Source organism: Limosilactobacillus alvi (genome assembly GCF_016900115.1).
GTDB lineage: Bacteria > Bacillota > Bacilli > Lactobacillales > Lactobacillaceae > Limosilactobacillus > Limosilactobacillus alvi.
This window is the reverse complement of record NZ_JACJJQ010000008.1, coordinates 1-26,040: the sequence shown is the minus strand read 5'-3', so window position 1 is coordinate 26,040 and position 26,040 is coordinate 1. Positions and strand designations below refer to the sequence as shown.

Annotated in this window: 18 protein-coding genes, 1 tRNA gene, 1 other RNA gene and 1 pseudogene; 10 read left to right on the top strand and 11 right to left on the bottom strand. The window is 45.3% G+C overall.

The window, feature by feature from the left end; all coding sequences use genetic code 11:
- Positions 1-114: 114 nt before the first annotated feature.
- From uvrA to H5993_RS02655, 6 genes and pseudogenes are all read right to left on the bottom strand, one after another.
- Positions 115-2,967, bottom strand: coding sequence for an excinuclease ABC subunit UvrA (gene uvrA, locus H5993_RS02680; RefSeq protein WP_204776113.1), 2,853 nt, complete (start codon positions 2,965-2,967; stop codon positions 115-117).
- Positions 2,957-4,993 (bottom strand): excinuclease ABC subunit UvrB, encoded by a 2,037-nt coding sequence (gene uvrB, locus H5993_RS02675; RefSeq protein ID WP_204776112.1) that lies wholly within the window; start codon positions 4,991-4,993, stop codon positions 2,957-2,959. Before uvrB ends, uvrA begins: the two co-directional genes overlap by 11 nt.
- Before the next feature lie 405 nt (positions 4,994-5,398).
- Positions 5,399-6,939: pseudogene (locus tag H5993_RS02670) on the bottom strand (YfcC family protein).
- A gap of 316 nt (positions 6,940-7,255) precedes the next feature.
- Complete coding sequence (locus H5993_RS02665; protein ID WP_204776111.1) at positions 7,256-8,119, bottom strand: GRP family sugar transporter; 864 nt, start codon at positions 8,117-8,119, stop codon at positions 7,256-7,258.
- Positions 8,120-8,295: 176 nt separating this feature from the next.
- Positions 8,296-9,813: a sensor histidine kinase gene (locus H5993_RS02660; RefSeq protein WP_204776110.1), complete on the bottom strand. Its 1,518-nt coding sequence runs from the start codon at positions 9,811-9,813 to the stop codon at positions 8,296-8,298.
- 3 nt (positions 9,814-9,816) lie between these two features.
- Positions 9,817-10,536, bottom strand: a complete 720-nt coding sequence (locus tag H5993_RS02655) for a response regulator transcription factor (protein WP_204776109.1) — start codon at positions 10,534-10,536, stop codon at positions 9,817-9,819.
- Between the two features lie 119 nt (positions 10,537-10,655).
- Here H5993_RS02655 and ssrA point away from each other — a divergent pair.
- Positions 10,656-11,032: a transfer-messenger RNA gene (ssrA, locus tag H5993_RS02650) on the top strand.
- A gap of 291 nt (positions 11,033-11,323) precedes the next feature.
- Here ssrA and H5993_RS09460 read toward each other — a convergent pair.
- From H5993_RS09460 to H5993_RS02635, 4 genes are all read right to left on the bottom strand, one after another.
- A complete protein-coding gene (locus H5993_RS09460) occupies positions 11,324-12,259 on the bottom strand; it encodes a DUF3427 domain-containing protein (protein WP_338033122.1) in 936 nt (311 codons plus the stop codon).
- Between the two features lie 12 nt (positions 12,260-12,271).
- Positions 12,272-14,323, bottom strand: coding sequence for a DEAD/DEAH box helicase family protein (locus tag H5993_RS02645; protein ID WP_239457952.1), 2,052 nt, complete (start codon positions 14,321-14,323; stop codon positions 12,272-12,274).
- A complete protein-coding gene (locus H5993_RS02640) occupies positions 14,320-14,736 on the bottom strand; it encodes a (deoxy)nucleoside triphosphate pyrophosphohydrolase (RefSeq protein ID WP_204776108.1) in 417 nt (138 codons plus the stop codon). Before H5993_RS02640 ends, H5993_RS02645 begins: the two co-directional genes overlap by 4 nt.
- 222 nt (positions 14,737-14,958) lie before the next feature.
- Complete coding sequence (locus H5993_RS02635; protein ID WP_204776107.1) at positions 14,959-15,903, bottom strand: LysR family transcriptional regulator; 945 nt, start codon at positions 15,901-15,903, stop codon at positions 14,959-14,961.
- A 117-nt stretch (positions 15,904-16,020) separates the two neighbouring features.
- On the opposite strand from H5993_RS02635, the gene H5993_RS02630 reads away from it, so the two are divergent.
- From H5993_RS02630 to H5993_RS02590, 9 genes are all read left to right on the top strand, one after another.
- Entirely contained in the window at positions 16,021-17,172 is a 1,152-nt protein-coding gene (locus tag H5993_RS02630; RefSeq protein WP_204776106.1) for a cobalamin-independent methionine synthase II family protein, read from the top strand.
- A gap of 381 nt (positions 17,173-17,553) precedes the next feature.
- On the top strand, positions 17,554-18,762 hold the full coding sequence (locus H5993_RS02625; protein ID WP_204776105.1) for an MFS transporter: 1,209 nt from the start codon (positions 17,554-17,556) through the stop codon (positions 18,760-18,762).
- Positions 18,763-18,774: 12 nt separating this feature from the next.
- On the top strand, positions 18,775-19,029 hold the full coding sequence (locus tag H5993_RS02620) for a chorismate mutase (protein ID WP_204776104.1): 255 nt from the start codon (positions 18,775-18,777) through the stop codon (positions 19,027-19,029).
- 12 nt (positions 19,030-19,041) lie between these two features.
- Complete coding sequence (gene aroC / locus H5993_RS02615; RefSeq protein ID WP_180870447.1) at positions 19,042-20,208, top strand: chorismate synthase; 1,167 nt, start codon at positions 19,042-19,044, stop codon at positions 20,206-20,208.
- The gene (locus H5993_RS02610) at positions 20,205-20,744 is read left to right on the top strand and encodes a hypothetical protein (RefSeq protein WP_204776103.1); all 540 of its coding nucleotides are present in this window, start codon (positions 20,205-20,207) and stop codon (positions 20,742-20,744) included. The genes aroC and H5993_RS02610 overlap by 4 nt, the downstream gene beginning before the upstream one ends.
- Positions 20,741-22,036 carry a 3-phosphoshikimate 1-carboxyvinyltransferase gene (gene aroA / locus H5993_RS02605; RefSeq protein ID WP_180870451.1) on the top strand — a complete coding sequence of 432 codons (1,296 nt, stop codon included), beginning with the start codon at positions 20,741-20,743 and terminating at the stop codon, positions 22,034-22,036. The genes H5993_RS02610 and aroA overlap by 4 nt, the downstream gene beginning before the upstream one ends.
- Before the next feature lie 2 nt (positions 22,037-22,038).
- The gene (locus H5993_RS02600) at positions 22,039-23,121 is read left to right on the top strand and encodes a prephenate dehydrogenase (RefSeq protein WP_204776102.1); all 1,083 of its coding nucleotides are present in this window, start codon (positions 22,039-22,041) and stop codon (positions 23,119-23,121) included.
- Position 23,122: 1 nt separating this feature from the next.
- Positions 23,123-23,623 (top strand): shikimate kinase, encoded by a 501-nt coding sequence (locus H5993_RS02595; protein WP_204776101.1) that lies wholly within the window; start codon positions 23,123-23,125, stop codon positions 23,621-23,623.
- Between the two features lie 393 nt (positions 23,624-24,016).
- A complete protein-coding gene (locus H5993_RS02590) occupies positions 24,017-25,384 on the top strand; it encodes an NAD-dependent succinate-semialdehyde dehydrogenase (protein ID WP_204776100.1) in 1,368 nt (455 codons plus the stop codon).
- A gap of 280 nt (positions 25,385-25,664) precedes the next feature.
- Here H5993_RS02590 and H5993_RS02585 read toward each other — a convergent pair.
- Positions 25,665-25,736, bottom strand: a tRNA-Arg gene (locus H5993_RS02585).
- Positions 25,737-26,040 lie beyond the last annotated feature (304 nt).

The following is a 26,040-nucleotide window of genomic DNA, read 5'->3' as shown; positions in this document are numbered from 1 at the left end:
TTCCCTTAATTATCCTGGCTTTCTAATTTGTTAAAACCGCTCTTATTTAAGGAACGTTTGTGCAAACTAGCCAACTTAATTTTGACAGATCAAATAGGGCAACCAAGCGTTTAGCTACTGCTTTGCTTCTGCCCGTTCCTTATCCCGTTCCAACATTTTCTTGAGGTATTGACCGGTATAAGATTCAGCAACTTGGGCAACTTCTTCAGGAGTCCCCGTGGCGACAATTTGGCCACCGGCTTCGCCCCCTTCGGGACCAAGGTCAATAAGATAGTCAGCAGACTTCACCACGTCAAGATCGTGTTCGATGACCAAGACGGTATTGCCAGCATTAACTAACCGTTGGAGGACTGCTAATAAGCGCCGAATATCCGCCATGTGGAGACCGGTCGTTGGTTCATCCAAAATGTAGAAACTCTTGCCATGCGATTGGCGGTGTAATTCACTGGCCAACTTCATCCGTTGAGCTTCCCCACCAGAAAGCGTTGTCGCTGGTTGACCGAGACGAACGTAACCAAGGCCAACATCTTCAATCGTTTGCAGCTTGCGGCGAATCTTTGGAATCGCACTAAAGAAGTCAAGGGCTTCACTTACCGTCATATCAAGAATTTGGGCGATATTCTTCCCCTTGTATTCAACTTCTAGGGTTTCGGAGTTATACCGGGTCCCATGACAAACTTCACATGGTACATAAACGTCAGGTAAGAAGTTCATCTCGATCTTGATAATTCCATCCCCATGACAGGCTTCACAGCGGCCACCCTTAACATTGAAACTGAAACGGCCCTTACTATAACCCCGGACCTTAGCAGCATTAGTTTGGGCAAAGAGGTCACGGATATCATCGAAAACCCCAGTGTAGGTTGCTGGGTTACTTCGTGGGGTCCGGCCAATTGGCGACTGGTCAATATCAATGATCTTTTCAATATTTTCGAGCCCCGCGATTGACTTGTACTTCCCGGGCTTTTCTGAATTATGATTGAGCTTTTGCGCTAAAATCCGCTTCAAAATTTGGTTAACCAAGGTTGACTTCCCAGAACCCGAAACCCCGGTCACGCAAATAAAGTCACCTAGCGGGAACTTGACCGTCAGATTCTTCAAGTTATTTTCACTCGCACCAGTTAAGGTAATGAATTTTCCATTACCAGGCCGCCGACTTGCAGGGACTTCGATTTGTTGCTTACCGGATAAGAATTGCCCGGTTAAGGACTTCCGCGACCGCATAATTTGCTTGGGGGTCCCGGCGGCCATCACTTGACCACCCTTTTCTCCAGCGCCGGGACCAATGTCGACAATGTAATCCGCTGCTAACATCGTATCTTCATCGTGTTCAACGACAATTAGGGTATTCCCCAGGTCGCGCATCTTCTTTAAGGAAGCAATCAAACGGTCATTATCCCGTTGATGGAGTCCAATTGATGGTTCGTCCAAGACGTACATCACCCCAGAAAGATTGGAACCGATTTGGGTCGCTAACCGAATCCGCTGGGCTTCCCCACCAGAGAGGGTCCGCGCTGCTCGACTAAGGGTTAAATAATCAACCCCGACATTTTGCATGAACGTAAGGCGGTCAATGATTTCCTTTAAAATAGGCCGGGCAATCTCTACCTTCGCTTCGCTTAAATTAAGACCCTTGAAGAAGGTTAACTCCTTGCTGATTGGTAGTTCACTAACTTCCCCAATGTTTTGATCGTTAATCTTCACTGCTAAAGCCCGGTTATTTAACCGGTACCCATGACAAACCGGACATGGTAATTCTGCCATGTACTTCCGCATTTGTTCCCGGGTAAAATCCGAATTAGTTTCCCGGTAACGGCGACTAACGTTGTTAATGACGCCTTCAAAAGGAACATCCACATCCCGGACCCCACCAAAATCGTTTTCGTAATGGAAGTGGAATAGCTTATCACCATTCCCGTAAAGTAGCTGGGTCTGTTGCTTCTTTGGCAGCTTCTTAAACGGGGTATCCATGTCGATCCCAGCCGATTGGCAGAATTGAGCTAACATTTCTGGATAGTACTTAGAAGAAATTGGATTCCAAGGTTCTAAGGCCCCTTGGTTGAGCGTCTTTCCCCGATCTGGAATAACGAGATCTTCATCGACTTCTAATTTGGAACCAAGCCCTTCACAAGCTGGGCAAGCACCAATTGGAGCATTGAAAGAAAAAAGCCGGGGTTCAAGTTCACCAACCGTAAAACCACAAATTGGGCAAGCGTATTGCTCAGAGAAAAAGATCGGATCTCCACCAATTACATCCGCAATCGCGTAACCACTGCTAAGGCGAAGGGCCGCTTCAAAAGAATCAAAGAGCCGTGAACGGACGCCAGCTTTGATCACAATCCGGTCAACGACAACGTTTACCTGGTGCTTCTTATTCTTATCAAGTTCTGGTAATTCCTCAACATCATAAATCTCACCATCAACTTGAACCCGGACAAAGCCATCTTTTTTAATTTGGTCAAAGGTCTTCTTTTGGGTTCCTTTTTTATCCCGGACCACTGGAGCGAGGATCTGTAACTTCGTTCGTTCGGGTAATTCTAAGACCCGGTTAACCATTTGTTCTGGCGATTGACTAGAAATTGGAATGTGGTCATTCGGACAAATTGGGGTTCCCACCCGGGCCCAGAGCAGCCGGAGGAAATCGTTAATTTCAGTCACCGTCCCCACGGTTGACCGCGGGTTATGAGAAGTGGTTTTCTGGTCAATGGAAATTGCTGGTGATAAGCCTTCAATCGAATCAACATCTGGTTTATCCATTTGCCCTAAAAATTGGCGGGCATAGGCAGATAGGCTTTCCACGTAGCGACGCTGGCCTTCCGCATAAAGCGTATCAAAGGCTAGGGAACTCTTCCCCGATCCTGAAAGACCGGTAATTACCACCAGCTTATTTTTGGGAATCGTTACGTCAATGTTTTTTAAGTTGTGAGCGCGGGCGCCCTTAATGACGATCTTTTCATTACTTGCCACGAGTTTTATTCCCCTTCCCTTTTTGTTGCGCCGTTAGTTCCATGATCGTATCCCGGAGTGTGGCCGCTTGTTCAAAGTCCAGGCGCTTAGCAGCCGACCGCATCTGATCGGTTAATTCGGCTAACATCTGCTTTTGTTCACTGGCCTTTAACTTGGCAAAGTCGGCGGCCGTAAATTCAGCGGATTGATCCGTTTCATCATCTTCAACCTTCTTAACCGCTGAGATCACTTCTTGAATTGGTTTAATAATCGTCTTCGGTGTAATGCCATGTTTCTTGTTATAAGCTTCTTGGATTTTCCGCCGCCGTTTAGTTTCATCAATCGCCTTTTGCATTGATTCAGTTACCGTGTCAGCGTACATAATGACCGCCCCATTTGCGTTCCGGGCCGCCCGCCCAATCGTTTGGATCAAGGATCGCTCATTCCGCAAGAATCCTTCTTTGTCGGCATCCAGAATCGCCACTAAGGAAACTTCTGGAATATCCAACCCTTCCCGTAAAAGGTTGATCCCAACCAGGACGTCAAATTTTCCGAGTCGCAGATCCCGAATAATCTGCGTCCGTTCTAAAGTCTTGATATCAGAGTGGAGATACTTCACCTTCAAACCCAGGTCTTTGAGGTAGTCGGATAAGTCTTCTGACATCTTCTTGGTTAAGGTAGTGATAAGGACCCGTTCGTGTTTTTCGATCCGCTTGTTAATCTCCCCTACCAAATCATCAATTTGACCCATGATTGGCCGGACTTCAATTGTTGGATCAAGCAAGCCGGTTGGCCGAATAATTTGTTGGACAACGTGGTCCGTCTGGGCTTCTTCGTATGGTCCGGGCGTGGCTGACATATAAATTACTTGGTTAACATGCTTTTCAAATTCGGCTAACTTCAGTGGCCGGTTATCTAAAGCCGAAGGAAGCCGAAAACCGTAGTCAATCAATTGTTGCTTCCGGGCCCGGTCCCCGTTGTACATCCCCCGGACTTGGGGCATCGTTTGGTGCGATTCATCGACGATTAATAAGAAATCCTTCGGAAAGAAGTCAAGCAAAGTATACGGTGGTTCACCCGACTTCCGGCGATCCATGTACCGGGAATAATTTTCAATTCCGTTGGTGTAACCCATTTCTCGCATCATTTCAATATCATAGGTTGTCCGTTGCTTAATCCGTTCAGCTTCAAGAAGCTTACCTTCTTTGGTAAATTTTTCAACCTGCTTATTCATGTCGGCTTCAATTTCTGGCAAGGCTAAGTCCATGATCTCATCACTGGTTAAGAAGTGGGTCGCCGGGAAGATCGAAACATGTTCTAAGTCACCAAATACTTCACCGGTTAAGGCATCGACTTCCCGAATGCGGTCGATCTCATCCCCAAAAAACTCAATCCGCAAAGCCTTCTCTTCCCGAGAAGCGGGGAAAACTTCAACCACATCACCGCGCACCCGGAAGCGGCCCCGTTGGAAATCAATATCATTGCGATCAAATTGAATCGTTACTAATTCCCGCAACAAGCGATCACGGGAGATTTCTTGCCCTACCCGCAAAGATACCACGTGGTTTTGATATTCCGCCGGGGACCCTAATCCAAAGATACTAGAAACTGAAGCGACAACAATCACATCGTTACGTTCTAACAACGATGAAGTTGCCGAGTGCCGAAGTTGGTCAATTTCATCGTTAATTGAAGCGTCCTTTTCAATATAGGTATCACTTGATGGTACGTAGGCTTCCGGTTGGTAGTAATCATAATAAGAAACAAAGTACTCCACCGCATTGTGGGGAAAAAACTTCTTCATTTCCCCATAAAGCTGCCCAGCAAGGGTCTTGTTGTGGGAAAGAATCAAGGTTGGTTTATTGACGTTTTTAATCACATTGGAGATGGTAAAGGTCTTCCCGGTCCCCGTTGCCCCCAAGAGAATTTGGGCATGTTCACCCTTTTTAATTCCCCTGGTTAATTGTTCAATTGCTTCTGGCTGATCACCCGTTGGTTGGTAATCTGAAACGAGATCAAACTGCTGATCCGCTTGCCGATAGATCATGCCCGAATACCCCCTCTAATCGTCTAATTATCCTATCTATTTTAGCACGGTGTACTTTTTGTCAGAAGAAATTTACTTACATCATCAAAATCCTCAAAAAGAGCCGTAAAAAATATCGGCTATCACTTTAGAGTGGAACATAGCCGACGCTACTTAACTTCATTGATCGCCTTTACGCTAAGCTAATAAAGTTTTTGGTTTCTGAAGCTTACATCGAAATCACAGTCAAAACTTTTCCGACGAATTTTATTTATCCCCATCGAATCCCCAGTTGGTAACGGTGGATAACCATCAGCAATTGCGGTAGTGAAAGCTTCGGCTAACCCATAACCATTTTCACTCATTTTTAAAATTAAAAAGCCACTAACCAACCCAAGTTAGTGACTTCATCTGTTTCGCTGATTGCTAATTCATTAATACTTCGCCAACCAAGAGGGCACCCCCAAAGACGAGGACAAAGACCACCACTGGCCAAACAAAGCGAAGCCAGTGGGAGTACTTCATATCAAGCATTTGCAAGGTCGCCATAACTAACCCAGTTGGAGCTAAGAAGAGCATTGCATACTGTCCAAATTGATAAGCAGTAACCACGACATAACGAGGAATCTGCACCGTATCGGCCAGCGGAGCCATGATTGGCATGGCGAGTACCGCTAAACCAGATGAAGATGGCACAATGAAACCAAGAACGAAAAAGATCAGCATCATCATGATAATAAACATTGAACCACTCATGTGTTGGACTAACTTCGTCGATTCATACAGGATGGTATCGGAAATGTACCCGTTGTTCAAAACCAAATTGATCCCCCGGGCAAGGCCGATGATCATTGAAACCCCAACTAGGCTGGCTGAACCATTAGTAAAGGCGTCAACAACTCGTTTTTCACCCAGGCCATTTTTACCAAAGCAGTTCAAGAAAATAATGATAATCGCAATCGTCAAGAAGGAAGCAGCCATATTAGGAAAACCCCAGCCCTTGGCCATGACGCCCCAGATCATTAGCGGAAAAGCCACCGCAAAGAGGGTCAAAGTAACCTTCTTTTTCCAATCAAAGTCCGGTGAAACAGCATCACTCTCCATTGTCCACATGGCATCAAAGGATTCATGATCTTCATAAGTGTAAGAGGAACTCGGATCTTTTTGGATCTTCCGCGCATACCAGTGAAGGTAAAGGATCACAAAGATTCCGGCCACTACCAAACCGATACCCCGGCCGATCAAACCTTGGGTAAAGTTCGTTCCGGCGGCGTTGGAAGCAATGACGACTGAGAAGGGGTTAATCGTTGAGAAGGTCGCCCAATCGAACTAGCCAGGAAAATTGCCCCAACACAGACAATTGAGTCATACCCCATCGCAAGAAAGACCGGAACGAGGATTGGATAGAAGGCTACCGCCTCTTCTTCAATCCCACACAAAGTTCCCCCAAGCATCAAGAGAACCGCTACTAGGAAAACCATGGTAAATTCACGACCCTTAGTCTTCTTAGTTAAGGCCATTAGTCCCGCTTCGAAAGCACCAGACTCCTTAACGACCCCAATCAAGCCCCCAAGCACGAAGATAAAAATCATAATGTCAACAGCCTGCATGGTCCCATTGACCATACTGGTAAAAATACTATAAATGCTAGCTGGGTGTTGCTTGAGCCGTTGGTAGGTATTTGGAATCGAAACCGGCTTTGAAATCGCCCCGGACTTAAATTGTTGGATGTCGATCTTAACGTTCAACTTATCCAAGGTCGCTTGCGTTGCTGGTAAACTTTCCTTCGCTCCAGAAGGTTTCGTTACTTGTAAATGATTATTAGTATACTGAAGCTTGGAGTAACTCCCGGCTGGCACTACCCACGTCAGCATGACCGCAATCACCGTCAAGAAGAATAAAATTGTAAAGGCACCGGGCATCTTTAACCGCCAACGGTGATTTTGTGGTGTCGCAGTTGAATCCATTTGAATCCCCCCCTATTACTTACACACACTGCAACTACATCCACAACTATTTTAGAAAGCGTTCTCAACATTCTTCTGTCGGTACTTGATTAACTCTTATTTTTTTATTTTGTTTGGCAGAAGCAACCACTTTGCAGGCCTTCAACTTCAAAAAAATTCAAGAAGCATCAAGTAATCTTAAAAAGATTCTGGGGAGAAGCTCGTGTTTTCCCCAGAATCTCTCATATCGTATTGTGCAAATAATAACAATACAAATTTTAAAAAAGCAAGGAAGCTCGTTCTTAAAAGAACGCGTTTCCTTGCTTTAATTTTTTAATTAGGCAAAAATTGTGCAAATACTTCCGATCACAATCAGCGCAATTCCGCCAACGGTAAACTTCATTTCTTTAGCACTCTTGTGTTCGTGAAGGAGTAAGATCCCCCCAAAGGTAGCGATAATCACGTTTAATTGCGTGAAAATAAAGGCCGTATTACTTCCCAGTTGCCGAGCCGCAAAAATATAAGCAAACGCAGCGATCCCCCAGGAGAGCCCACCAAGGATATTCTTGTAGTTTTCCGCTTGTTTCCAACTAGCACCTTTGGTTGCGAAGGTTGAGTAAATAGCCGCGCCAACCAAAATCCCAAGCATTTCTGGTAGGAAAACGCCAACCGGATCCTCATGCTTAACTTGTGGTAAGTTCGGAAATGTGGAATAGACCCAGTATCCGATCGTTGTAACCAATAAAAATAAGAAGTTTCCAATGGTTACCTTTTGGCTGCCTTCGGCCTCATCGCTAACGGAAGTCAATAATGCACCAATTACCACAATCAATAAGGCAACGAAACCAATCATCAAGGCCTTACTTCCAGACCATTGCCCCAAAAACAGCACCCCAATGATAGAATTACCAACTAATTGGAAAACCGTGGATAATGGGATTGTTTTAGAAACTCCCATCCGTTTAAAAGACTCAAACTGACCAACTTGTCCCGTTGACCAAAGGGCCCCACAAACGAGGGAAAAAATAAAAGCAGTTGCCGAAACGTGTGGATGCATTACTAAGAAGGCTAAAATCCCGATAATTGAAGCTCCAGCCCCAATCCCAAAAATTTGGTTAGCTGAGGAACCTCCAATCTTTCCGGTAATAATCGGCATAAAGCCCCAACCAAGGGCCGGAATTAACGCAATTAAATAGGCCATAAAAAAATTCTCCTATATCAAATCTCTCTAAATCTCTTTTTTACTCTCAGCCTGGCAAATTTTTCGTGTATCGAAACCGTTTACACAAGACTGCACAGAAAAAGCACCGGTTGTTGCCAATCAATGCTTTTTGGAAAACGTTTAACATTTTAACGGAAGTCAAGATTAATTGCAAATTATTTATCGCTTTCATGCTTATTTTCATAGGATTTTTTCGTTCCGGCATGCGGCGCATATTGCTGACTAGGGAAGAAAACGGTAAAAGTTGAACCCTTATTTAACTTTGATGCGACCTTAATTTTACCGCCATGCAGCGTTACTAATTGATGAACGATTGCCATCCCAATTCCAGATTCACCATAACGGGTATTCATCCGGGAACGATCAGCTTTGTAGAACCGTTCCCAAATATGCTTGATTTGTTCTTCGGTCATACCAATCCCCGTATCTTGGACACTAAATTGGGTCCCATGCGTCACCCGCTCCCCGCTAATTGTGATCTTCCCATGGTCGGTAAATTGGATCGCATTTTGAATGATATTAAAAAGGATTTGAACAAATCGGTCGTAATCAGCATAAACCCTAAGCTCAGGTGGAGCCGTCACGATTAGTTCGTCTCCTTTTTCTTGGGCCTTCTTAGCTAATTGATCCCGGAGATTTGTGATTACCGCACCGGCATCAAACATCTTCCGATCCAAGGAAATTTGGTTGGTCCGAATCTTTTCGTAACTCAAATTATCATTAACCAACCGAATTAAACGCTTGGTATCTTGTTGCATTAACTCGATACTGTGCTTTTGCTCATCTTCTGGAATCACATCGTAAGCTAATCCTTCGAGAATCCCATTAATCGTCGTCAATGGTGTCCTCATTTCGTGAGCCGCATTGGCCAGGAGTTGTTGCCGACGCTCTTCTTGATCTTTAATTTCTTCTTGTGATTCTTGGAGAGACCGCGCCATGACGTTGAAATTATGACTCAATTCATCCAGTTCATCCTTTTGATGATTTTCAAGGTGAACGTTGTAGTCTCCCTTGGCCACTTGCCGGGTTGCCCGGTTCATCGCATCAATTCGTTGAGTTAGCGACCGGGAAACAAAGAAGGAAATGATCAAGGCAATCAAAACTGCAAATAAAAAGGAAACCAGCAAATCATTGACAATTTGATGCATATTTTGCCGCATGGTTGAAGTAAAAGAGCCAATCGTGACGGCAGCTACCAACTTACCCTTGTAGAAATAGGGTTTAATGACCATGGTCATCTCTGGCGGTTCTGGATGTTGTTTTCCCCTTGCTATCGATTTACGAAACGAGGTTATGGAGGTCCGTTTCTGAATTGCCTTGCCCTGCTTTAATTTTTGCCACTCACTGTTATTAATAGTGGGGGTGTACTCATTTTCGTTAGTATAACGTAGTTTATGTTTTCCATCGTAAATTGCAAATTTTACGTGTTGTCGCGTTAGCATCCGTGACTTGGAATCAATTTGGCTCTTTTCGATACCAATAATCTGTCCAGTTTTTTTATTAAAAATTATTTCATCATCGTTAATTAAACTATCCGCATTTTGGGATAGCTGCCGCCAGGTATTTAAGTACAGGGTACGATTAGTTACCCCAATAAAAGAAATCGTTAAGGTGGTACATAATACCACAATGACTACCAAAATCCCCAACATTTGGCGCCAAACTAATCGCATACTTTACCCCTCGATGTTAGAATCATCAAACTTGTAACCAACCCCCCAAACAGTTTGGATTACCTTGGGGCCAACCTTTTCCATCTTTTGGCGAAGCTTTTTAATGTGGGCATCAACCGTTCGTTCATCTCCATAAAACTCATAGTTCCAAACCAACTGAAGCAATTGTTCCCGCGTGAAGACTTGCTTAGACTTGGAGGCTAAGGCTTTCAAAAGATCGAATTCCTTTGGCGTCAAATCATTAATTAACTTGCCATTTAAGTAGGCCTCCCGGGTCTTACTATTCATTTTGAAGTGCGGTGTTTCGACATCAAAGTCGGATGCCACCTTAGAAGCCCGTTGAGTAATTTGCCCTAATTGGGTTCGCCGGTAAAGCGCCTTAATCCGCGCAACTAAAGTAATTGGAGAGAATGGCTTAGTGACGTAATCGTCTGCCCCCATTTCAAGTCCCAATACCTGGTCGGATTCGGAATCCCGTGCTGTTAACATGATAATTGGCACGGTTGGTGAAATTCGGCGAATATCGGCCGCAACTTGCATCCCATCCTTTTTTGGTAAATTCAAATCCAAAAGGATAATGTCAATCTCGTCCTTACCTTCCTCGTACATGGTGACGGCTGCTTCACCATCGTAAGCAAATTCAGCTTCCCAGTTTTCTTTTTTGAAGAACATTCCCATCATTTCACAGACTGATTGATTGTCTTCAACCATCAAAATTTTCATCTTTTTGGCCTCCGTTGCATGATTTTATTTAATTATACCGAGCTTTCATGATTTTTCTTTGAAATCCGCAAAGTTGAAAGAAACTTTAAGAATATGGTATAGTGTTTGTAACCTATTTTGGGGATGTTTTTTGGATTCGACGGGTATAGGTCGAGTTCTAATTGCGTTTGAAGGTGGCGCTTCTAAAAACGCTCAGTTTTTAAATTATAACTGCAAACAATAATTCACAATCATACGCCCTCGCTGCCTAACCGGTAAGCGGACGTAAATCCGGACCGGGTTCGTCCATGATGCGGTTTCGGGTTTCATTAATTAGTGGACTACGTTGTTAGCTTCAGCTGGGGGTTAGCGAAAGAGATTTTCCCAGCTCGCCTAGCATGTTTGCCTTGATTAGCGGCGTTTTGGTAGGTTAAATTCTTAAGTAGTTAATCTATGAGCGTAGAGGTTAGGATGGCGATATGCTCGGACAGGGGTTCGACTCCCCTCATCTCCATTTTTAAGCTATTAAGGGATGTTGATTGGTGCTAGAAAGCCCGATAAATCAACATTCCTTATTTTTGTAAAACCACATCAAACAGTAAAAATAATAAAGCGAGAGGGTGGGAAGAAACTCAAGTTTCTTCCCACCCTCTTCTTTCATCTCCGAATGTTACTCAGCAACTACGGTCAAAGCAGTAGCTGAATGCAGTTGCTTCCCTGTCGGTTACACCAATCGATTCAGCCTTGCATGGGCTCACAAACGCCAAACCAATTGGCTGGTTCACTCCCTCTTGTATTTCCTGGAAAATTAATTCCCCTTAGTAAATAATTCGTACAGGTTGTGTTCAACCGGATGAGCCAAAGTAAAATTCATCGAAACAATCGGCTTACCAGCAATTTCTTCTTGCCGCGCCGATCCTGGGGTATACTTCATCGTTCCCAGGTAATAAAAAGTCTTGTTATCGTCTGCCCCAGATTTTTGAACAAAGAGTTGTAACTCATAATCACCCGACTGAAATTTTTTGATCTCACTACTATCCAAGCGACGATTGTTTTTGGAATAATAATGTAAGTGTTGATCATCTAACAGGCGGTCCTCATAATCAATCGACTTTTGGATATTCTCCGCTTTGTCATAGGTCATGAAGATTAACCCTTCCCGATCGGTAAAGTAGTAGCCACCAATGTTTAATGGGGTGAGATTTTGCTTATAGCCAGTTAATCGTAAAGTATCCTTCCGAGTATACTTCTCTCCTAACTTGAAGGGAGTCGCACCCAAGTAGCGCTTTGACCGGAGAACACCGGTCGTGACCCCATCACGCCAAAGTTTGGCAAACCATTCATTCGTTTTTAACGCTTTTTGCAAGTGAATATTTAAGGTATAGGTATCACTTGTTTCATCCCAGTTAATCAAGGATTCACCACCATACCCCGCACGATTCGGGGCGGCCTTTTCACTGAAGAACTGGAGACTCAATACTTGCCGCATTGACCAGAGTGACCAGTCTTTGAGATAAGCACCGCGGGCCTTTAGAAGGCTAAGAAGTTCCTTGCCAGTTACCGTTTGTTGATTCAAAAGAAGTTCTAACAAGGTCAATTCATAGAGTCGTTTTCCGTTCAGCAGTTCAGCAGTTAAGAAAGTTAACCATTTATCTTCTTGATCGGTGACTACGACATCTTCTTTCATCTTTTGCAAGAAGCGAGCATAATTTTTTTGCTTATTAGCTAAAATTTCCGGATCCACTGAATCGAATCGTTAAAAATCTTCTAAGCGTGGAATCCGCCCCACCCGTTGCTTAATGTTTTGGTAGATTCCCTTCAAGCGCCGCATTTCATCCAATTTAACTTGGCGTAAGGATTCATAGATTTTCTCCTTAGCCACTTCGTCAAAGGCAATCGTGGAAAGGCCGATCGTCGGTTCCGTGTTGATTGTTCCTCGTGCATTATCCTTAGAAGCAGAATTATCTCCCGTCAAAGCAATTGGGATCAGGTAATTATTTTGATAGTTCCCGATAAAGTCGATAATCTCCACGTAATCTTTATTTGATGCTTTCCGTAACCCCCGTCCTAACTGCTGAGTATAGATAATGCTGGAATTGGTATTTCGCAAGAAAACGACCTGATTAACGCAGGGAATGTCGATCCCTTCGTTAAAAATATCAACTGTCACAATGTAGTCAATCTTACCAGCTTCCAATTCCGCTACCACCGCTTCCCGGATTGTTTGCGAGTCTTCGCCAGTTAATGCTTTAGCCGGATGACCTTGCTGCGTAAATTTAGCCGCAATTTCTTTGGCTTCTTGCCGGTTTGAACAGAAAACCAGCCCGTGTAAAACATCCCCCGAATAACCGTAGTAATCCGTGGCTTGCAGAATATACTTAACCCGCTCTTGACTACTTAAAAGGCTTAACGCTCGTTGCTCAAGGTCATTCGCTGATTTATTCTTCGCTAAAGCCGCATTATATTGATTGATTACTTCATTATCGGCATCGTTTTTGAACTCAAAATCATGGACCCCCACATAGTGGAAAGGACAAAGCATCCCTTCCAGCAAGGCATCTTGCAAGCGAATTTCATAAGCAATTTGATAATGAAACAGTTCAAAGACGTTAAAGTCATCATTCCGCTCTGGCGTTGCCGTCATCCCCAAGAAGAACTGCGGCTTAAAGTAATCCAAAATCCGCTGGTAGGTACTAGCCCCCACGTGGTGGACCTCATCAATTAAAATGTAATCAAATTGATCCGGCTTAAACTGCTTTAAATTAGCTTCCTTAGCTAAGGTTTGGTTAGTGGCAAAGACGTATTTGGCATCCGTTTCATGGTGATTTCCGGTAAACAAACCAAAGTCTTGATCCGGACCACCAAGAATCCGTTGAAAACTTTGGCGAGATTTATTCAATATCTGTTCCCGGTGAGCAATAAAAAGCATCCGCTTGGGGCGGTAATTCTGAACGTCAAAAGCGGCTAAGTAAGTTTTCCCCGTCCCGGTTGCTGAAACCACTAATCCCCGATCAGCCCCGTGGTTCCGCAGATTTTGAATCTGACCTAAGGCATCCCGTTGCATTTGATTGGGCTTGATCGTTTGCTTCCCTGGCCGATCAACAATCACATGGCCTGAATGGATCTGCTGTAAAGCAGGCTTTGCTTCTGCGTATTTACTGGCGTACAGCTCAATCCATCCTTCTGTCAATGCCTGCGCTGCTCGCCATTCCGTTTCCACATTTTCACTGACTTGGTGAACAATCTCTCCATTATCCAAGGATGAAATTTGCAAGCTCCACTCATAATTTTGGTTCTTCATTAGGGCTTTTTCCGTTAAGTTAGCACTCCCAATAATGATTGTTTGGTAGCCCTCTTTTTCATAAATGTAACCTTTTTGATGAAACCCATCTACATCAGCGAGACGAACTTCTAGATTCGGGATTTTTAATAGTTCGTGGAAAACCTTGGGACTGTTAAAACAAAGATAAGTTGAAGTTAATAGCCGCCCCTGCACTCCATGATTAGCTAACCGTAAGAAGATTGGCTTGAGATTTGATAACATCGCATCCGTGATAAAAGCAACGGCAAACGTAAAACTTTGGCATTCTTCCAATTCGGTTTTGATTTGATCGTAAATCTGATTACCAAATTGATTGGTCAAAAGCCGTGGCGCGTACTTAGCTGCTGTCGGAAATTGATCACTATTAACGTAACCATTTAAAACTGCCCCGGCAACTTCGCGGGCCACGCCGGTTTCTTTTTGGATCGCTGACGCCAGGCTACTTAACTGCCCATAGTCAAAATCCTGGTGTTGATTAGTACTCAAAACAAAATCTCCTTTAAGTTGGCTTGACTAACTAACTTTGCAATTGGGGCATCGGCACCAGCCCAAGTTAATTCACCCAGTTTTGCTTGGTCACACCACCGCAATTCACTGTGAGCTACTAAATCAAAGTTGTGACTTTCAAGATGGGCATAAAAGACCGTTAGATGGACTGTCCCAAAGTCATATTCGTAAACTGAAGTTGGACCAACAGCTGGACCGACCGTAATCTGGTCGTTAAATTCTTCGCGTAACTCCCGGGTCAACGCTTGCTCTGGGGTTTCGCCTGGTTCAATTTTGCCACCCGGGAATTCCCAAAGCGTCCCTAAAATTCGGTCATCTGCTCGCTTGGAAGCTAAGACTTGGTACTTCTCATTTAAAATCGCTGCGCCAACAACGTAAATTTGCTTACTCATAAATTTCCTCCCATTTTTTGTTAAGTATAGCAGCCCCCACCCGAAAAATGTAGGTGTTTTCATTACCGAATTATCAACCATTAGCTGCAAAATCAAACCGAAATCTTCCAAACATCCCAAATGACACCTAACAGATCTAAAAAGCTGCGCAATTTGTGTTGATTTTGCGCAGCTTTTTAGATCTATCTGGTCTTGTTTTTACAATTAATTGCATTCTAGCTTTTACCTAGTTGTTTCATCCGCCTCACCAATGATTGAAAAGCCAAAGTTTTTAATATGTTGCTTTAAGAGGTTGATATAATCCCGACCAATCGGTGATAGCTCAATTTGTTTACGTTTTAGATAACCTAATTCCATATAATCATCCACTTCAAGGGGAATCGCCACGATCTTATCATCATTCAGATCAGCCGAAATAATCCCTGAACTGATTGTGTAGCCGTTTAAACCAGCCATTAAGTTAAAGATAGTGGCCCGATCTGATATCTGAATCCACTTTTTATGCTTGAGCGTTGATTGGATTTCTTCACTGAAGTAAAAGGAATTCGTTTCCCCTTGTTCATACGAAAGGTAAGGGTAGTCTTCCAAATCACTAATCGTTAGTGAGACTTTTTTAGTCAGTGGATTATCCCGACTAACGAAGACGTGGGGCTTAGCGTAAAAAAGCGGAATAAATTCGAGATTCCGTTCACTGATCAAGCGTTGCATTACCGTTTCATTAAAAGGATTTAGGTAGATTATCCCCACCTCACTCCTTAAGTTTTGGATATCATTAAGGACGTTTTCGGTTTGGGTCTCCCGTAGGGTGAAATTATATTCTTCTTTACCAATCTTCTTTACTAATTCCACAAAAGCATGAACAACAAAGGCATAATGTTGCCCAGAAACGGAAAAAATTTGCTTATGGGTCGTTTTCGTCCCAAAACGTTCGTCTAACAAGGAAACTTGGTCTAAAACTCCCCGGGCATAATTGAGGAATTCCCGTCCCGCATCAGTTAGCGTAATTCCTACCTTGGACCGGTACAACAATTGAACCTGGTACTCCTTTTCCAACTCCTTCATTGCTTGAGAAAGTGATGGCTGGCTGATATAAAGCTGTTTAGCCGCTTCGTTCATCGAGCCAGTTTCGGCAATCTTTTCAAAGTATTGTAATTGTCGAATTCGCACGCGGATTCCCCCTTCTTATAAGTAATGCCTATTATACCATCAAGTTAATAAGTATTATCTAAAATCAACTAGCCTTGTTATACTAATGTCAACTTAAAGCACAGGAGGAAAGAAAACATGGCAACTAATCGATTTCAACTGGTAGGATCACTACTGCGGACCCCTGAATTATTGAAGTACAAGCGCGCCATCGAAAAACGGGATGACATTACCTATCCATTTTATGATGACTTTCCTGGTTATCAAGCAACTGAAACAGCTGCGATTAAGCAAGTCGTTAAGGATCAACTTGATCACGGCATTTCGGTCATTACCGATGGCGAATACTCCAAGTCAATGTGGCACCTTGATTTTATCTGGGGCCTTCAGGGAGTAGAACGCTACATTGCTGACCACGGATACACCTTTGAAGATCATGATGGATCCGACTATGAAACCCGTAAAGACATCGGTGTCCGCATCACCGCTCCCCTTTCAGGTAAGGGACACCATTTTATTGATATCTTCAAGGAACTTAAAGCACTCGCCCCTAACCAAACGATTAAAACAACCGTTTGGGGTGCCGCCCACGCTTATACCGAATTATCCATCTTTGATCATCTCTATGGAGACAACCAAGTCTATCAGACAGCAGCCGACCTTCGCGATGGTTTAATTAACGCTTATAAGGAATTTTTAACCGAATATAAAGCTGCCGGGGGCGAAATCATTCAATTTGACGACTGCCTTTGGGAACTCTTTGCTTCCGATAATCAACAATCCTTCTTTAAGGGGGATGACAATAAGGTTGCCGGCCTTGCCGACGAGTTCATTACGATTAACAATGCGGTTGCCGACTATGGCCACCAACTTGGTCTAAAAGTATGGACTCATAATTGTCGGGGCAACTACGCCTCCCGTCATGCTGCCGGCGGCTCCTATACGACCATCGCCAAGAAATTTCTCGGTGAACAACACTACGATCGTTTCTTCTTGGAGTGGGATGATGAACGGGCAGGGGATCTAGCGGCCCTCAAAGTCCTTCAAAATCGGCCAGAAGTAGAAGTGGTTCTCGGTCTACTTTCAAGTAAACGAGCTGAACTTGATGATGAGGATCGGGTTCGTCGCCTTCTTAATCGGGCAGCCACTATTCTGGATAAGAATCGGCTCTATCTCTCTCATCAATGTGGGTTTGCCTCTTGTGACGAAGGCAATGAACTAACGATTGACCAACAGTGGGCTAAAATCGATCAAGGTGAACGCCTCGCCGAGGAATTCTGGCAATCATAACCACTTTACGAGTCTAATTTCCCAGTTTCTCCTTTTTCAAATTTTCTTCTTGACATCACCAAATGAGAATGTTTTAATATAACCAACAATTTTCGAAGGGAGTTTTAAGAATGTTGCTTAATCTAAAGATGACGAGTTTCTATTTTGGCTTTGCTTATTTTAAGTAATCGTCCGGCCATTTCGGTACGGACGCGGGCGTTCGTACCGAAGCAAAGTCATCTTTTAACGACTTCTGCTAGGTACTAATCTAGCAGGGTCAAGTTAGTGAGTAGCATTTACTCCAATTAATATTAACTTGAAAACCAACTAGATTGCGTCCCCCAAAGCATGCTAGTTGGTTTTTTTCGTTTCCCTCGTGATAATTAATTTAGGAGGTCCATGATGGAAATTGCCCCAGGGAGTCAAACGACTGTGAATATCAATAAATGGCGTTTATCACTTACCCTTTACTTAAATTACTTAATTCACGGGTTTGGGATTATCATCCTTGCCCAAAACATGACCGCCCTCGGAAATAGTTGGAACGTGCCATTGAAGACCGTCTCCTTCGTGATTTCCGGGATTGGGGTTGGTCGTTTAATTGCTTACCTAATCACTGGAAGTTTAGCCGACCTTTTAAGTCGGAAACTCTTCGTCGTCATCGGGATGTTGTGTTACCTAGTCTTTGCCGTTGGGATGGTAATGAATCCTTCCATCCCCGTTGCTTACGGTCTCGCCATCCTTGCCGGCATCGCCAACTCAGCGCTCGATGCCGGAACCTACACGACCTTAGTTGAAATCAACCATGGCAAGGGGGACGGCACGATTTTACTAAAGGGGTTCATGTCCCTCGGGGAATTTATCCTCCCCATCTTAGTTGCGACCCTAGCAAATCACGAATGGTGGTTTGGCTGGTCCTTCATTGTGATGGCTGCCATCATTGTTTTAAATTTCATCAACGTCTTAACCGTCCGTTTTCCTAACCACGCCGAACTAAAACAACTTAACCAGGCCGTTAGTCAAACTAGTCACGGTCCACGAGGATTTAAAAAAGTCGTCGCTACAATTTTATTACTCGGTTACGGCTACACCTCAATGGCCTTGATGATCTGGTTTACCCAATGGATCACCCTCTTTGCCCAGCAACAACTTCACTTCGGCGAAACAGCGGCTCACTTTATCTTATCCCTCTACAGTATCGGTTCCATCACCGGCGTGATTATTCTCTTTATTCTCTTAAACCGTGCCGTTAGCGAACTAAAGCTTTTGATCGCTTTGAACTTAACGGCCGTGGTTGCGTTAGCAATTTTGCTTTTTGCCGGCCGGATCGTTTGGTTAGCTAATCTGGCTAGTCTTATCTTTGGGTTTGCGGCGGCTGGTGGGGCCATGCAAACCGGACTAACGGTCTTCATGAAGCTTTTCCCCAGTCACCACGGAATGATCACTGGCGCCTTTTACTTCTTCGGCAGTATTGCTTCCTTTACAGTTCCACTAATTACCGGGCTCTTATCTGCCCAAAGCATTGCCCTCGCCTTCTCAGGTGACTTAATCGTCGGCCTAGTTGGTACGGTAATCGTGATTGTCCTGGCCGGTTTGCACCGGACAAAGTAAGGAGGGATTAAGATGGCTGATTTAAACCAACTCCGCCACGAAATTGACACCATTAACCAGCAATTAGAACAGTTGTTAATTCAACGCTTTAACCTAGTAACTGAGGTGGGTAATCTCAAACAAACTACCCAGTTACCGGTTTGCGATCCGCAACGGGAAGCCGAAATCCTTGCGCAAGTTGGGCAGGCAGATCCATCATTAAAAGAACCCTTGCAACAAGTTTTTAAAACGATTATGGCCCAATCACGGGCCTTAGAACGACAATAATGGGAGGAAGTCATGACATTTACTTATCTTACTGCCGGCGAATCACACGGCCCTCAACTCACGGGAATTATCGAAGGGATTCCGGCCGGCTTAACCCTTGACGTCGACCAAATTAACGCCGCCTTAGCTGATCGCCAACGGGGCTACGGCCGGGGTAACCGCCAAAAGATCGAACATGACCAAGTCGAAATCCTCGGTGGGGTCCGTCACGGGGTAACCTTGGGTTCACCGATTACCTTAGTCATCCACAACCGCGACCACGCCCATTGGAGTGCGATCATGGACCCAACAGCTCCCGCTACGCCGGAAAACACGACCCGGAAAGTGACCCGGCCCCGCCCAGGTCACGCTGACTTAGTCGGGGGCCTCAAGTACCGCCATAACGATATGCGCAACGTCTTGGAACGGTCCTCAGCCCGCGAAACTGCCATGCGGGTCGCCATTGGCAACGTCTGTGAACAACTCTTAGCCGCTCTGGACATTCAAATCGTTGGTTACGTCCGCCAGATTGGCCCCGTGCCAGCAGAGCAACCCCTAAAAAGCGTCGCAGAAATCAAGGCGGTCACCGCCGCCAATGACCTGCGGATTACTGATCCCGACAAGGTCGATACCATTCACCAGTTAATTGATGATACCCGGGGGGCCGGTGACACTCTGGGTGGTTTGATCAAGGTGATCGCGGAAAATGTCCCCGTTGGTTTAGGTTCTTACGTTAGCTGGGACACTAAATTAGATGCCAAAATTGCCGGCGCCGTGATGGGGATTAACGCCATGAAGGGGGTTGCCATCGGGGATGGTTTTGAAGCTGCTACCCGCCCCGGGAGTCAAGTCATGGATCCGATTGCCTTTGATCAAAAAACTGGCTACCACCGGCTTTCCGACCACCTCGGTGGCTTTGAAGGGGGGATGACTAATGGGATGCCATTAGTCGTGAATGCGGCGATGAAGCCGATTCCGACCCTCTATAAGGCCCTGCAAACCGTTGACGTCCAAACGAAGGAAGTCATGAAAGCCAACGTCGAACGGTCTGACACCACGGCAATTGTTCCGGCCGCTTTAGTCGTTGAAAACGTGGTGGCAATTGAACTTGCCAAGGCCATCCTGGAGGCTTTTGAAGGCGACAACCTCGCCCGCTTACAAGACCAAGTCAAAGCTTGGCGCATGGAAATGAACCAATGATCTTGCATACTCTTGGCCCAGCGGCAACTGACAGTGCTCACGCCGCGGCGGCGTATTTAAACACCCATCCCCAATTTACGGTCCAACTCCACCCTAGCTTTACGGCGATTTATGATCAACTCAATCACTTGGCCGGTGATTATCTCTTAATTCCGGCGGCCTATCAAAGCCCGACTGGCCTCAGTTGGGGGCAACTTCATTATCGAAGCTTAAACCAACTCCAGTTAGTTGACGGCTTTGTTTTTGAACTGGCACCGATGGCAGTCGCCCACTATCAAGGCCGGACGACAAAACTGGCCTATAGCCATCCGGCAACGGCTGATTTATTAAGACAATTCTTGCCCCCGGAGATTCAAATTAAAGCCTGTTCCAGCAAGGTTGTAGCGGCTAACCAATTTTTACTGAACGGCGAATACGTCTTAACTAGTCAGAACCTTTTACCAGCTGACCCGGAAATTACCATTTTGAAAGCAATTCACACCCCGATGCTTTGGAGTGTGTACCAAATTTTACCAACGAAAGGACACAGCCAATGACCCAACTTTTACCTGCCCCGACCGGTCTTGCCGGGACCCTCGCCATCCCAGGTGACAAAAGTATTTCCCACCGGGCGGTTATGCTCGGCGCCATTAGTCAGGGCGCGACCCAGATCCACCACTTTTTAGCCGGTGAAGACTGCCTCCGGACGCTCCAAGCCTTCCGGAAGCTGGGAGTACAGATCGAACAAGCTCAAGATGAAGTCTTAATCCATGGACAAGGCTGGGCTGGGCTCCACGCCACTAATCATCCCCTGCAAATGGGAAACTCGGGAACGACTACCCGCTTGATGATGGGACTCTTAGCAGGACGGCCCTTTGCAAGTCAAATGATTGGGGATGCTTCCCTACAAAAACGGCCAATGAAACGGGTAACCGAACCTTTGAAGGCTTTTGGCGGTCAAGTCCGATTAAGTCCAGCGGGGACCTTACCCGCCACAATCACTGGTCAGATCCTCCACCCCGCTACGGTTGAATTACAAGTAGCTTCCGCTCAGGTTAAGAGCGCCTTAATCCTCGCCGCTCTCCAAGCCGATGGGCCATCTACGATCATCGAAAAACTTCCAACCCGGAACCACACCGAGTTAATGTTACGCCAATTTGGCGCTGACATAACTACAGCAAGTGACCAGCGGACAATTACCGTTCATCCCGCACCCCACTTACAGGGACAAACCGTTACGGTGCCAGGGGATATTTCCTCAGCGGCCTTCTTCTTAGTCGCGGGAGCAATCGTTCCCCATTCCCAAATCACCCTTACCGGAGTCAACCTCAACCCAACGCGGACCGGGATCTTGAACGTTCTCCAGCAGATGGGGGCTCAGCTTACCGTTACTGAATACCCTAGTGCTAGCGAACCAATTGGCGACTTAACCATTCAAAGTAGTTCCTTAAAGCCAATTAACTTGGGACCCGTTGATATTCCGGCTGTCATCGATGAGCTTCCTCTGGTCGCGCTTTTGGCGGCCTGCGCGCAGGGCACCAGTAAGATTACTGGAGCTAGTGAACTCCGGGTCAAAGAAACCGACCGAATTGCGACCGTGAGTGCTGAACTTCGAAAACTTGGCGTTCAAGTTACCGAACTCCCCGATGGAATGATCATTACCGGGCGTCCTCACTGGACAATCAAAAATACCCAGCTCGATAGTCACGGGGACCACCGGATCGGGATGATGCTGGCGATTGCGGCCCTCAAAGCCGACCGGCCCCTAGCGTTAGGACACGCGGACGCGGTGGCAGTTTCCTATCCGGAATTCTTTACTGATCTAGCAAGGTTTAGAAAGAAGGCTTAAGCATGATAACTATCTTTTTCAAAGGCCTAGGTTTAATTGGCAGTTCCTTGGCCCAAGCAATCCGGTTAGCCCATCCAAAGATAGAGATTTTGGCCAGTGATCCGCAAGCCGGGACAACCGCCTATGCCTTAGATCACGGGATTATCGACCAAGCCACGATCGGTTTTGACCAGGTAGAACGAGCTGATTTGATTGTTTTAGCCAGTCCCGTTAGTCAAATCGAAGCTGACTTAAAAGCCCTTGCCAAGTTAAACTTGAAACCCGGGGTGATTATCACCGACGTCGGCAGTACCAAGTCAACCGTGATTAAGGCGGCCCAACCATTATTAGCTCAGGGGGTTGCCTTTGTCGGCGGCCACCCAATGGCTGGTTCCCATAAAAGTGGTGTCCAAGCGGGCCGACCCGACCTATTTGAAAATGCGTTTTACTTTCAGATCCCAAATGGCCATCTAAAAGCAACTAAACAAATCCAGGACCTCTTTAGTGCCACCCATGTTAAGTGGTTAACGGTCACGCCCCAAGAACATGACCAAATTGTAAGCCAGATTAGCCACCTCCCCCATATCATTGCGGCAGCTTTAGTTAACCAAACTAATCAGCGGTTTAAAACCCAACCCTTAGGGATGCGACTTGCGGCCGGGGGCTTTAAGTCAGTGACCCGGATTGCGGCGGCAGATCCGACCATGTGGACAGCGATCTTACAGGCAAACGGATCCATCATCCGCCAACAACTTACCGGTTTTATCGACCAGTTACACCAGATTGATCAAGCAATTGGAGCTGGAGATCAAACCGCCATCCACCAATTCTTCAATCAAGCTAAGGTTAGTCGCGAAAAACTCAATCAACCAGCTCGGGCGCCTTTCTACGATCTCTTTTTAAACTTATCGGATGAGGTTGGCGCAATCGCCAAGGTCACTCACCTTTTGGCCAACCACCACTTGTCCTTAATTAACATCCAACTTTTAGAAGTCCGGGATGAAATTGACGGTATTCTTCAATTGACCTTTCGGACCGCAGCTGAAGTCAAAACAGCCGCCACCGTTTTAGCACCACACTACGAAATTATTGATCGGGGGGATTAGGATGAAACTAATTTTAATCGGCTTTATGGGAAGCGGTAAATCCACCGTTGGTAAGCTCCTCGGACAACGTCATAGTCTCCCGGTAATTGATCTCGACCAAGCCATCGAAGAAGCGGCGGGCCAAACGATCCCCGCAATCTTTGCGACTCACGGTGAAACCTACTTCCGAAAGCTAGAGCACCAAGTCTTAGCGACCGTAATTGATCAACCAGGAATCTTGGCAACTGGTGGCGGAACGCCATTACGTGCTGACAATCAGGCGCTCTTACAAAACGCTGCTGTCCCGATTATCCACCTGCGAGCTAACGCTAAGGAAACCCTCTCCCGGCTTGGCAACACCCAAAACCGACCGCTTGCCAAGGGGCTTGATCAAGCTGGAATTGAAGCCCTAAAAAAGCAACGCCACCAGGCCTACCAAGCCTGCGCTAATTACACGATCGAAACCAACCTTCTTTCACCAATGGAAGTTGCTTTAGCAATTGAAGCGCGGGTCCCATTTTAAGCAAACAGCCAAACTGAGCTATCAATTTAAATAGCTAAATTAACCGGAGCAAATTCGTTTTCTGAATTTAGCTTCGGCTTTTTCGTATCTTACAGGACTGTTCAAAATCCTTGCTATTATTTTTTTATTTTCACAAACTTCAGCGGTGAAAATAACAGGGTTTTTAATTGTTCTCAATCAATTTTGGTTACATCATTTACTCAACTTTGTGCGTTAATTATTTGTGAAATAACGGTCAGAATCAACTTTTTTCACAACCAATCATAACAATACCAATTAACAACTATTGTGTATTTAATCTTTAATTACCAAAGCACTTGTGAAATTTAAAAAAGCGGTTACAATATAGCCATAGTCAATAATCAGCCAATTTTGAAAGGTAGGAATGCACAAATGGCATACAAAACTGTAAATCCATATACCAATGAAGTTGAACACGAATATGAAAACACGACCAACGAAGAAATTGAACAAACCTTAGTCAAGGCCCACGCCCTTTACAAGTTATGGAGGCAAGACAACGACTTAGAAGCCCGGAAAGCCGTGATCATTCGCTTGGGGGAATTACTTCGGGAACGCCGGACGGAACTCGCTGAACTAATGGTCCGCGACATGGGAAAGTTAATTGGTGAAGCTGAAGCCGAAGTTGACCTTTGCGCTTCCTTTTGTGACTACTACGTTGACAAAGCCAACGAGTTCTTACAACCCAAGCCAATCTACACGGCGTCTGGGAATGCTTATGTTTTGAAGCAGTCCCTTGGGGCATTGATGGCGGTCGAACCATGGAACTTCCCATTCTACCAAATCGCCCGGGTCTTTATTCCAAACTTCTTAGTTGGAAATCCAATGCTCTTAAAGGATGCTGCCAACTGTCCGACTTCTGCTCAAGCCTTCTGTGACTTGATTGCTGAAGCAGGGGCACCAGCAGGTAGCTTGACCAACCTCTTCATTTCCTACGATCAAGTTGCCGACATCATCGCGGATCCACGCATCGCCGGCGTTTGCTTAACTGGTTCTGAACGAGGTGGCAAAGCCGTTGCTACCGAAGCCGCAAAGCACCTCAAGAAGAGTACGATGGAGCTTGGTGGGAACGATGCCTTTATTGTTCTGAACGACGCTGATCTGGACAAGTTGCAGGCTACGATTCAATTTGCACGGCTCTTTAACGCCGGTCAAGTATGTACTTCTTCCAAGCGGTTCCTCGTTCCAGAAGACATGAAAGATCAATTTATTGCCATGGTTAAGGAAGTCTTCTCAAACGTTAAGATGGGTGATCCACTGGATCGTTCCACAACCTTAGCTCCGCTTTCTTCCAAGAAGGCCAAGGAAAAGCTTGAAAAGCAAGTTGCTGACGCCATTGCCGGTGGGGCAACCTTAGCTTACCAACACGAATCAGTTGACTTACCAGGTCAATTCTTCCCACCGACTATTTTGACTGACATTGACGAAAACAATCCCATTTTCGATCAAGAACTCTTCGGTCCAGTAGCAGAAGTCTACACTTACAAGACCGAAGACGAAGCCATTGCGTTAGCTAATAACTCTAGCTATGGCCTTGGAAACACCGTCTTTGGTGAAGTAAAGCACGCCCGTGAAGTGGCTGCCAAGATTGAAACAGGAATGTCCTGGATCAACGATGGTTGGGCATCCTTACCTGAAATTCCATTTGGTGGGGTTAAGCACTCTGGTTACGGCCGTGAATTGAGTGAAATCGGCTTTACCGAATTTGTTAACCAACACCTCGTTTACGAAGCGCAATAAAGAAATTATCCCCTGCATTACACCCATACAGATACTCACACTCAAATTACCCAATAACCCCTTTCCCCTTGACCCAGCATTCCCCTTAGTGCTGGGTCTTTTGATTGAAAAAGCTACGTTGAAAATTCTCCGATGCTAAATAAGATCAGATTGCGCGCAAGGTGCCGCGAACCACATCATCCCAAGTTTTTTTATAATCGCAACCTACTTATCCATCGCGGGAAAAATTTTCGATATACGAAAAAACAGGATGAAGCTTTTACTTCATCCTGTTTAATTATGCGCCCCCGGGGAGTCGAACCCCGATCTCGAGAACCGGAATCTCACGTGCGATCCATTACACTAAGGGCGCATCAGCATTAACTATTATACATAAACAGGCCCTAAATTACTAGCCTTTTTTGCATAATTTTCATTTGTTACTAGCGATACCATCGATCACCCTAACGTTATTATTTTACACCAAAGATATTACTTTGACAATAACACTTCTAAGTCAAAAGCAACTTTTACCATCCGCAAAATCGCATTGGTCAAACTATCACCCCTTTACAAACTTAGCAAACAAAACCAGGGGATGAAAAAAGGCTCTTCGTCAACTGGTACTGATAGAATTTTTAAGGCTAAATTGGTCTAGTTTAGGCTGCCCAACGTGG

Excerpts from the sequence above, each read along its gene's own strand:
- H5993_RS02600 (WP_204776102.1), top strand. The coding sequence starts at position 22,039 with ATGATAACTATCTTTTTCAAAGGCCTAGGTTTAATTGGCAGTTCCTTG.
- aroA (WP_180870451.1), top strand. The coding sequence starts at position 20,741 with ATGACCCAACTTTTACCTGCCCCGACCGGTCTTGCCGGGACCCTCGCC.
- uvrB (WP_204776112.1), bottom strand. The coding sequence starts at position 4,993 with ATGATCTATCGGCAAGCGGATCAGCAGTTTGATCTCGTTTCAGATTAC.
- H5993_RS02660 (WP_204776110.1), bottom strand. The coding sequence starts at position 9,813 with ATGCGATTAGTTTGGCGCCAAATGTTGGGGATTTTGGTAGTCATTGTG.
- H5993_RS02625 (WP_204776105.1), top strand. The coding sequence starts at position 17,554 with ATGGAAATTGCCCCAGGGAGTCAAACGACTGTGAATATCAATAAATGG.
- H5993_RS02590 (WP_204776100.1), top strand. The coding sequence starts at position 24,017 with ATGGCATACAAAACTGTAAATCCATATACCAATGAAGTTGAACACGAA.
- H5993_RS02655 (WP_204776109.1), bottom strand. The coding sequence starts at position 10,536 with ATGAAAATTTTGATGGTTGAAGACAATCAATCAGTCTGTGAAATGATG.
- H5993_RS02665 (WP_204776111.1), bottom strand. The coding sequence starts at position 8,119 with ATGGCCTATTTAATTGCGTTAATTCCGGCCCTTGGTTGGGGCTTTATG.
- H5993_RS02595 (WP_204776101.1), top strand. The coding sequence starts at position 23,123 with ATGAAACTAATTTTAATCGGCTTTATGGGAAGCGGTAAATCCACCGTT.
- H5993_RS02640 (WP_204776108.1), bottom strand. The coding sequence starts at position 14,736 with ATGAGTAAGCAAATTTACGTTGTTGGCGCAGCGATTTTAAATGAGAAG.
- aroC (WP_180870447.1), top strand. The coding sequence starts at position 19,042 with ATGACATTTACTTATCTTACTGCCGGCGAATCACACGGCCCTCAACTC.
- H5993_RS02630 (WP_204776106.1), top strand. The coding sequence starts at position 16,021 with ATGGCAACTAATCGATTTCAACTGGTAGGATCACTACTGCGGACCCCT.
- H5993_RS02610 (WP_204776103.1), top strand. The coding sequence starts at position 20,205 with ATGATCTTGCATACTCTTGGCCCAGCGGCAACTGACAGTGCTCACGCC.
- H5993_RS02620 (WP_204776104.1), top strand. The coding sequence starts at position 18,775 with ATGGCTGATTTAAACCAACTCCGCCACGAAATTGACACCATTAACCAG.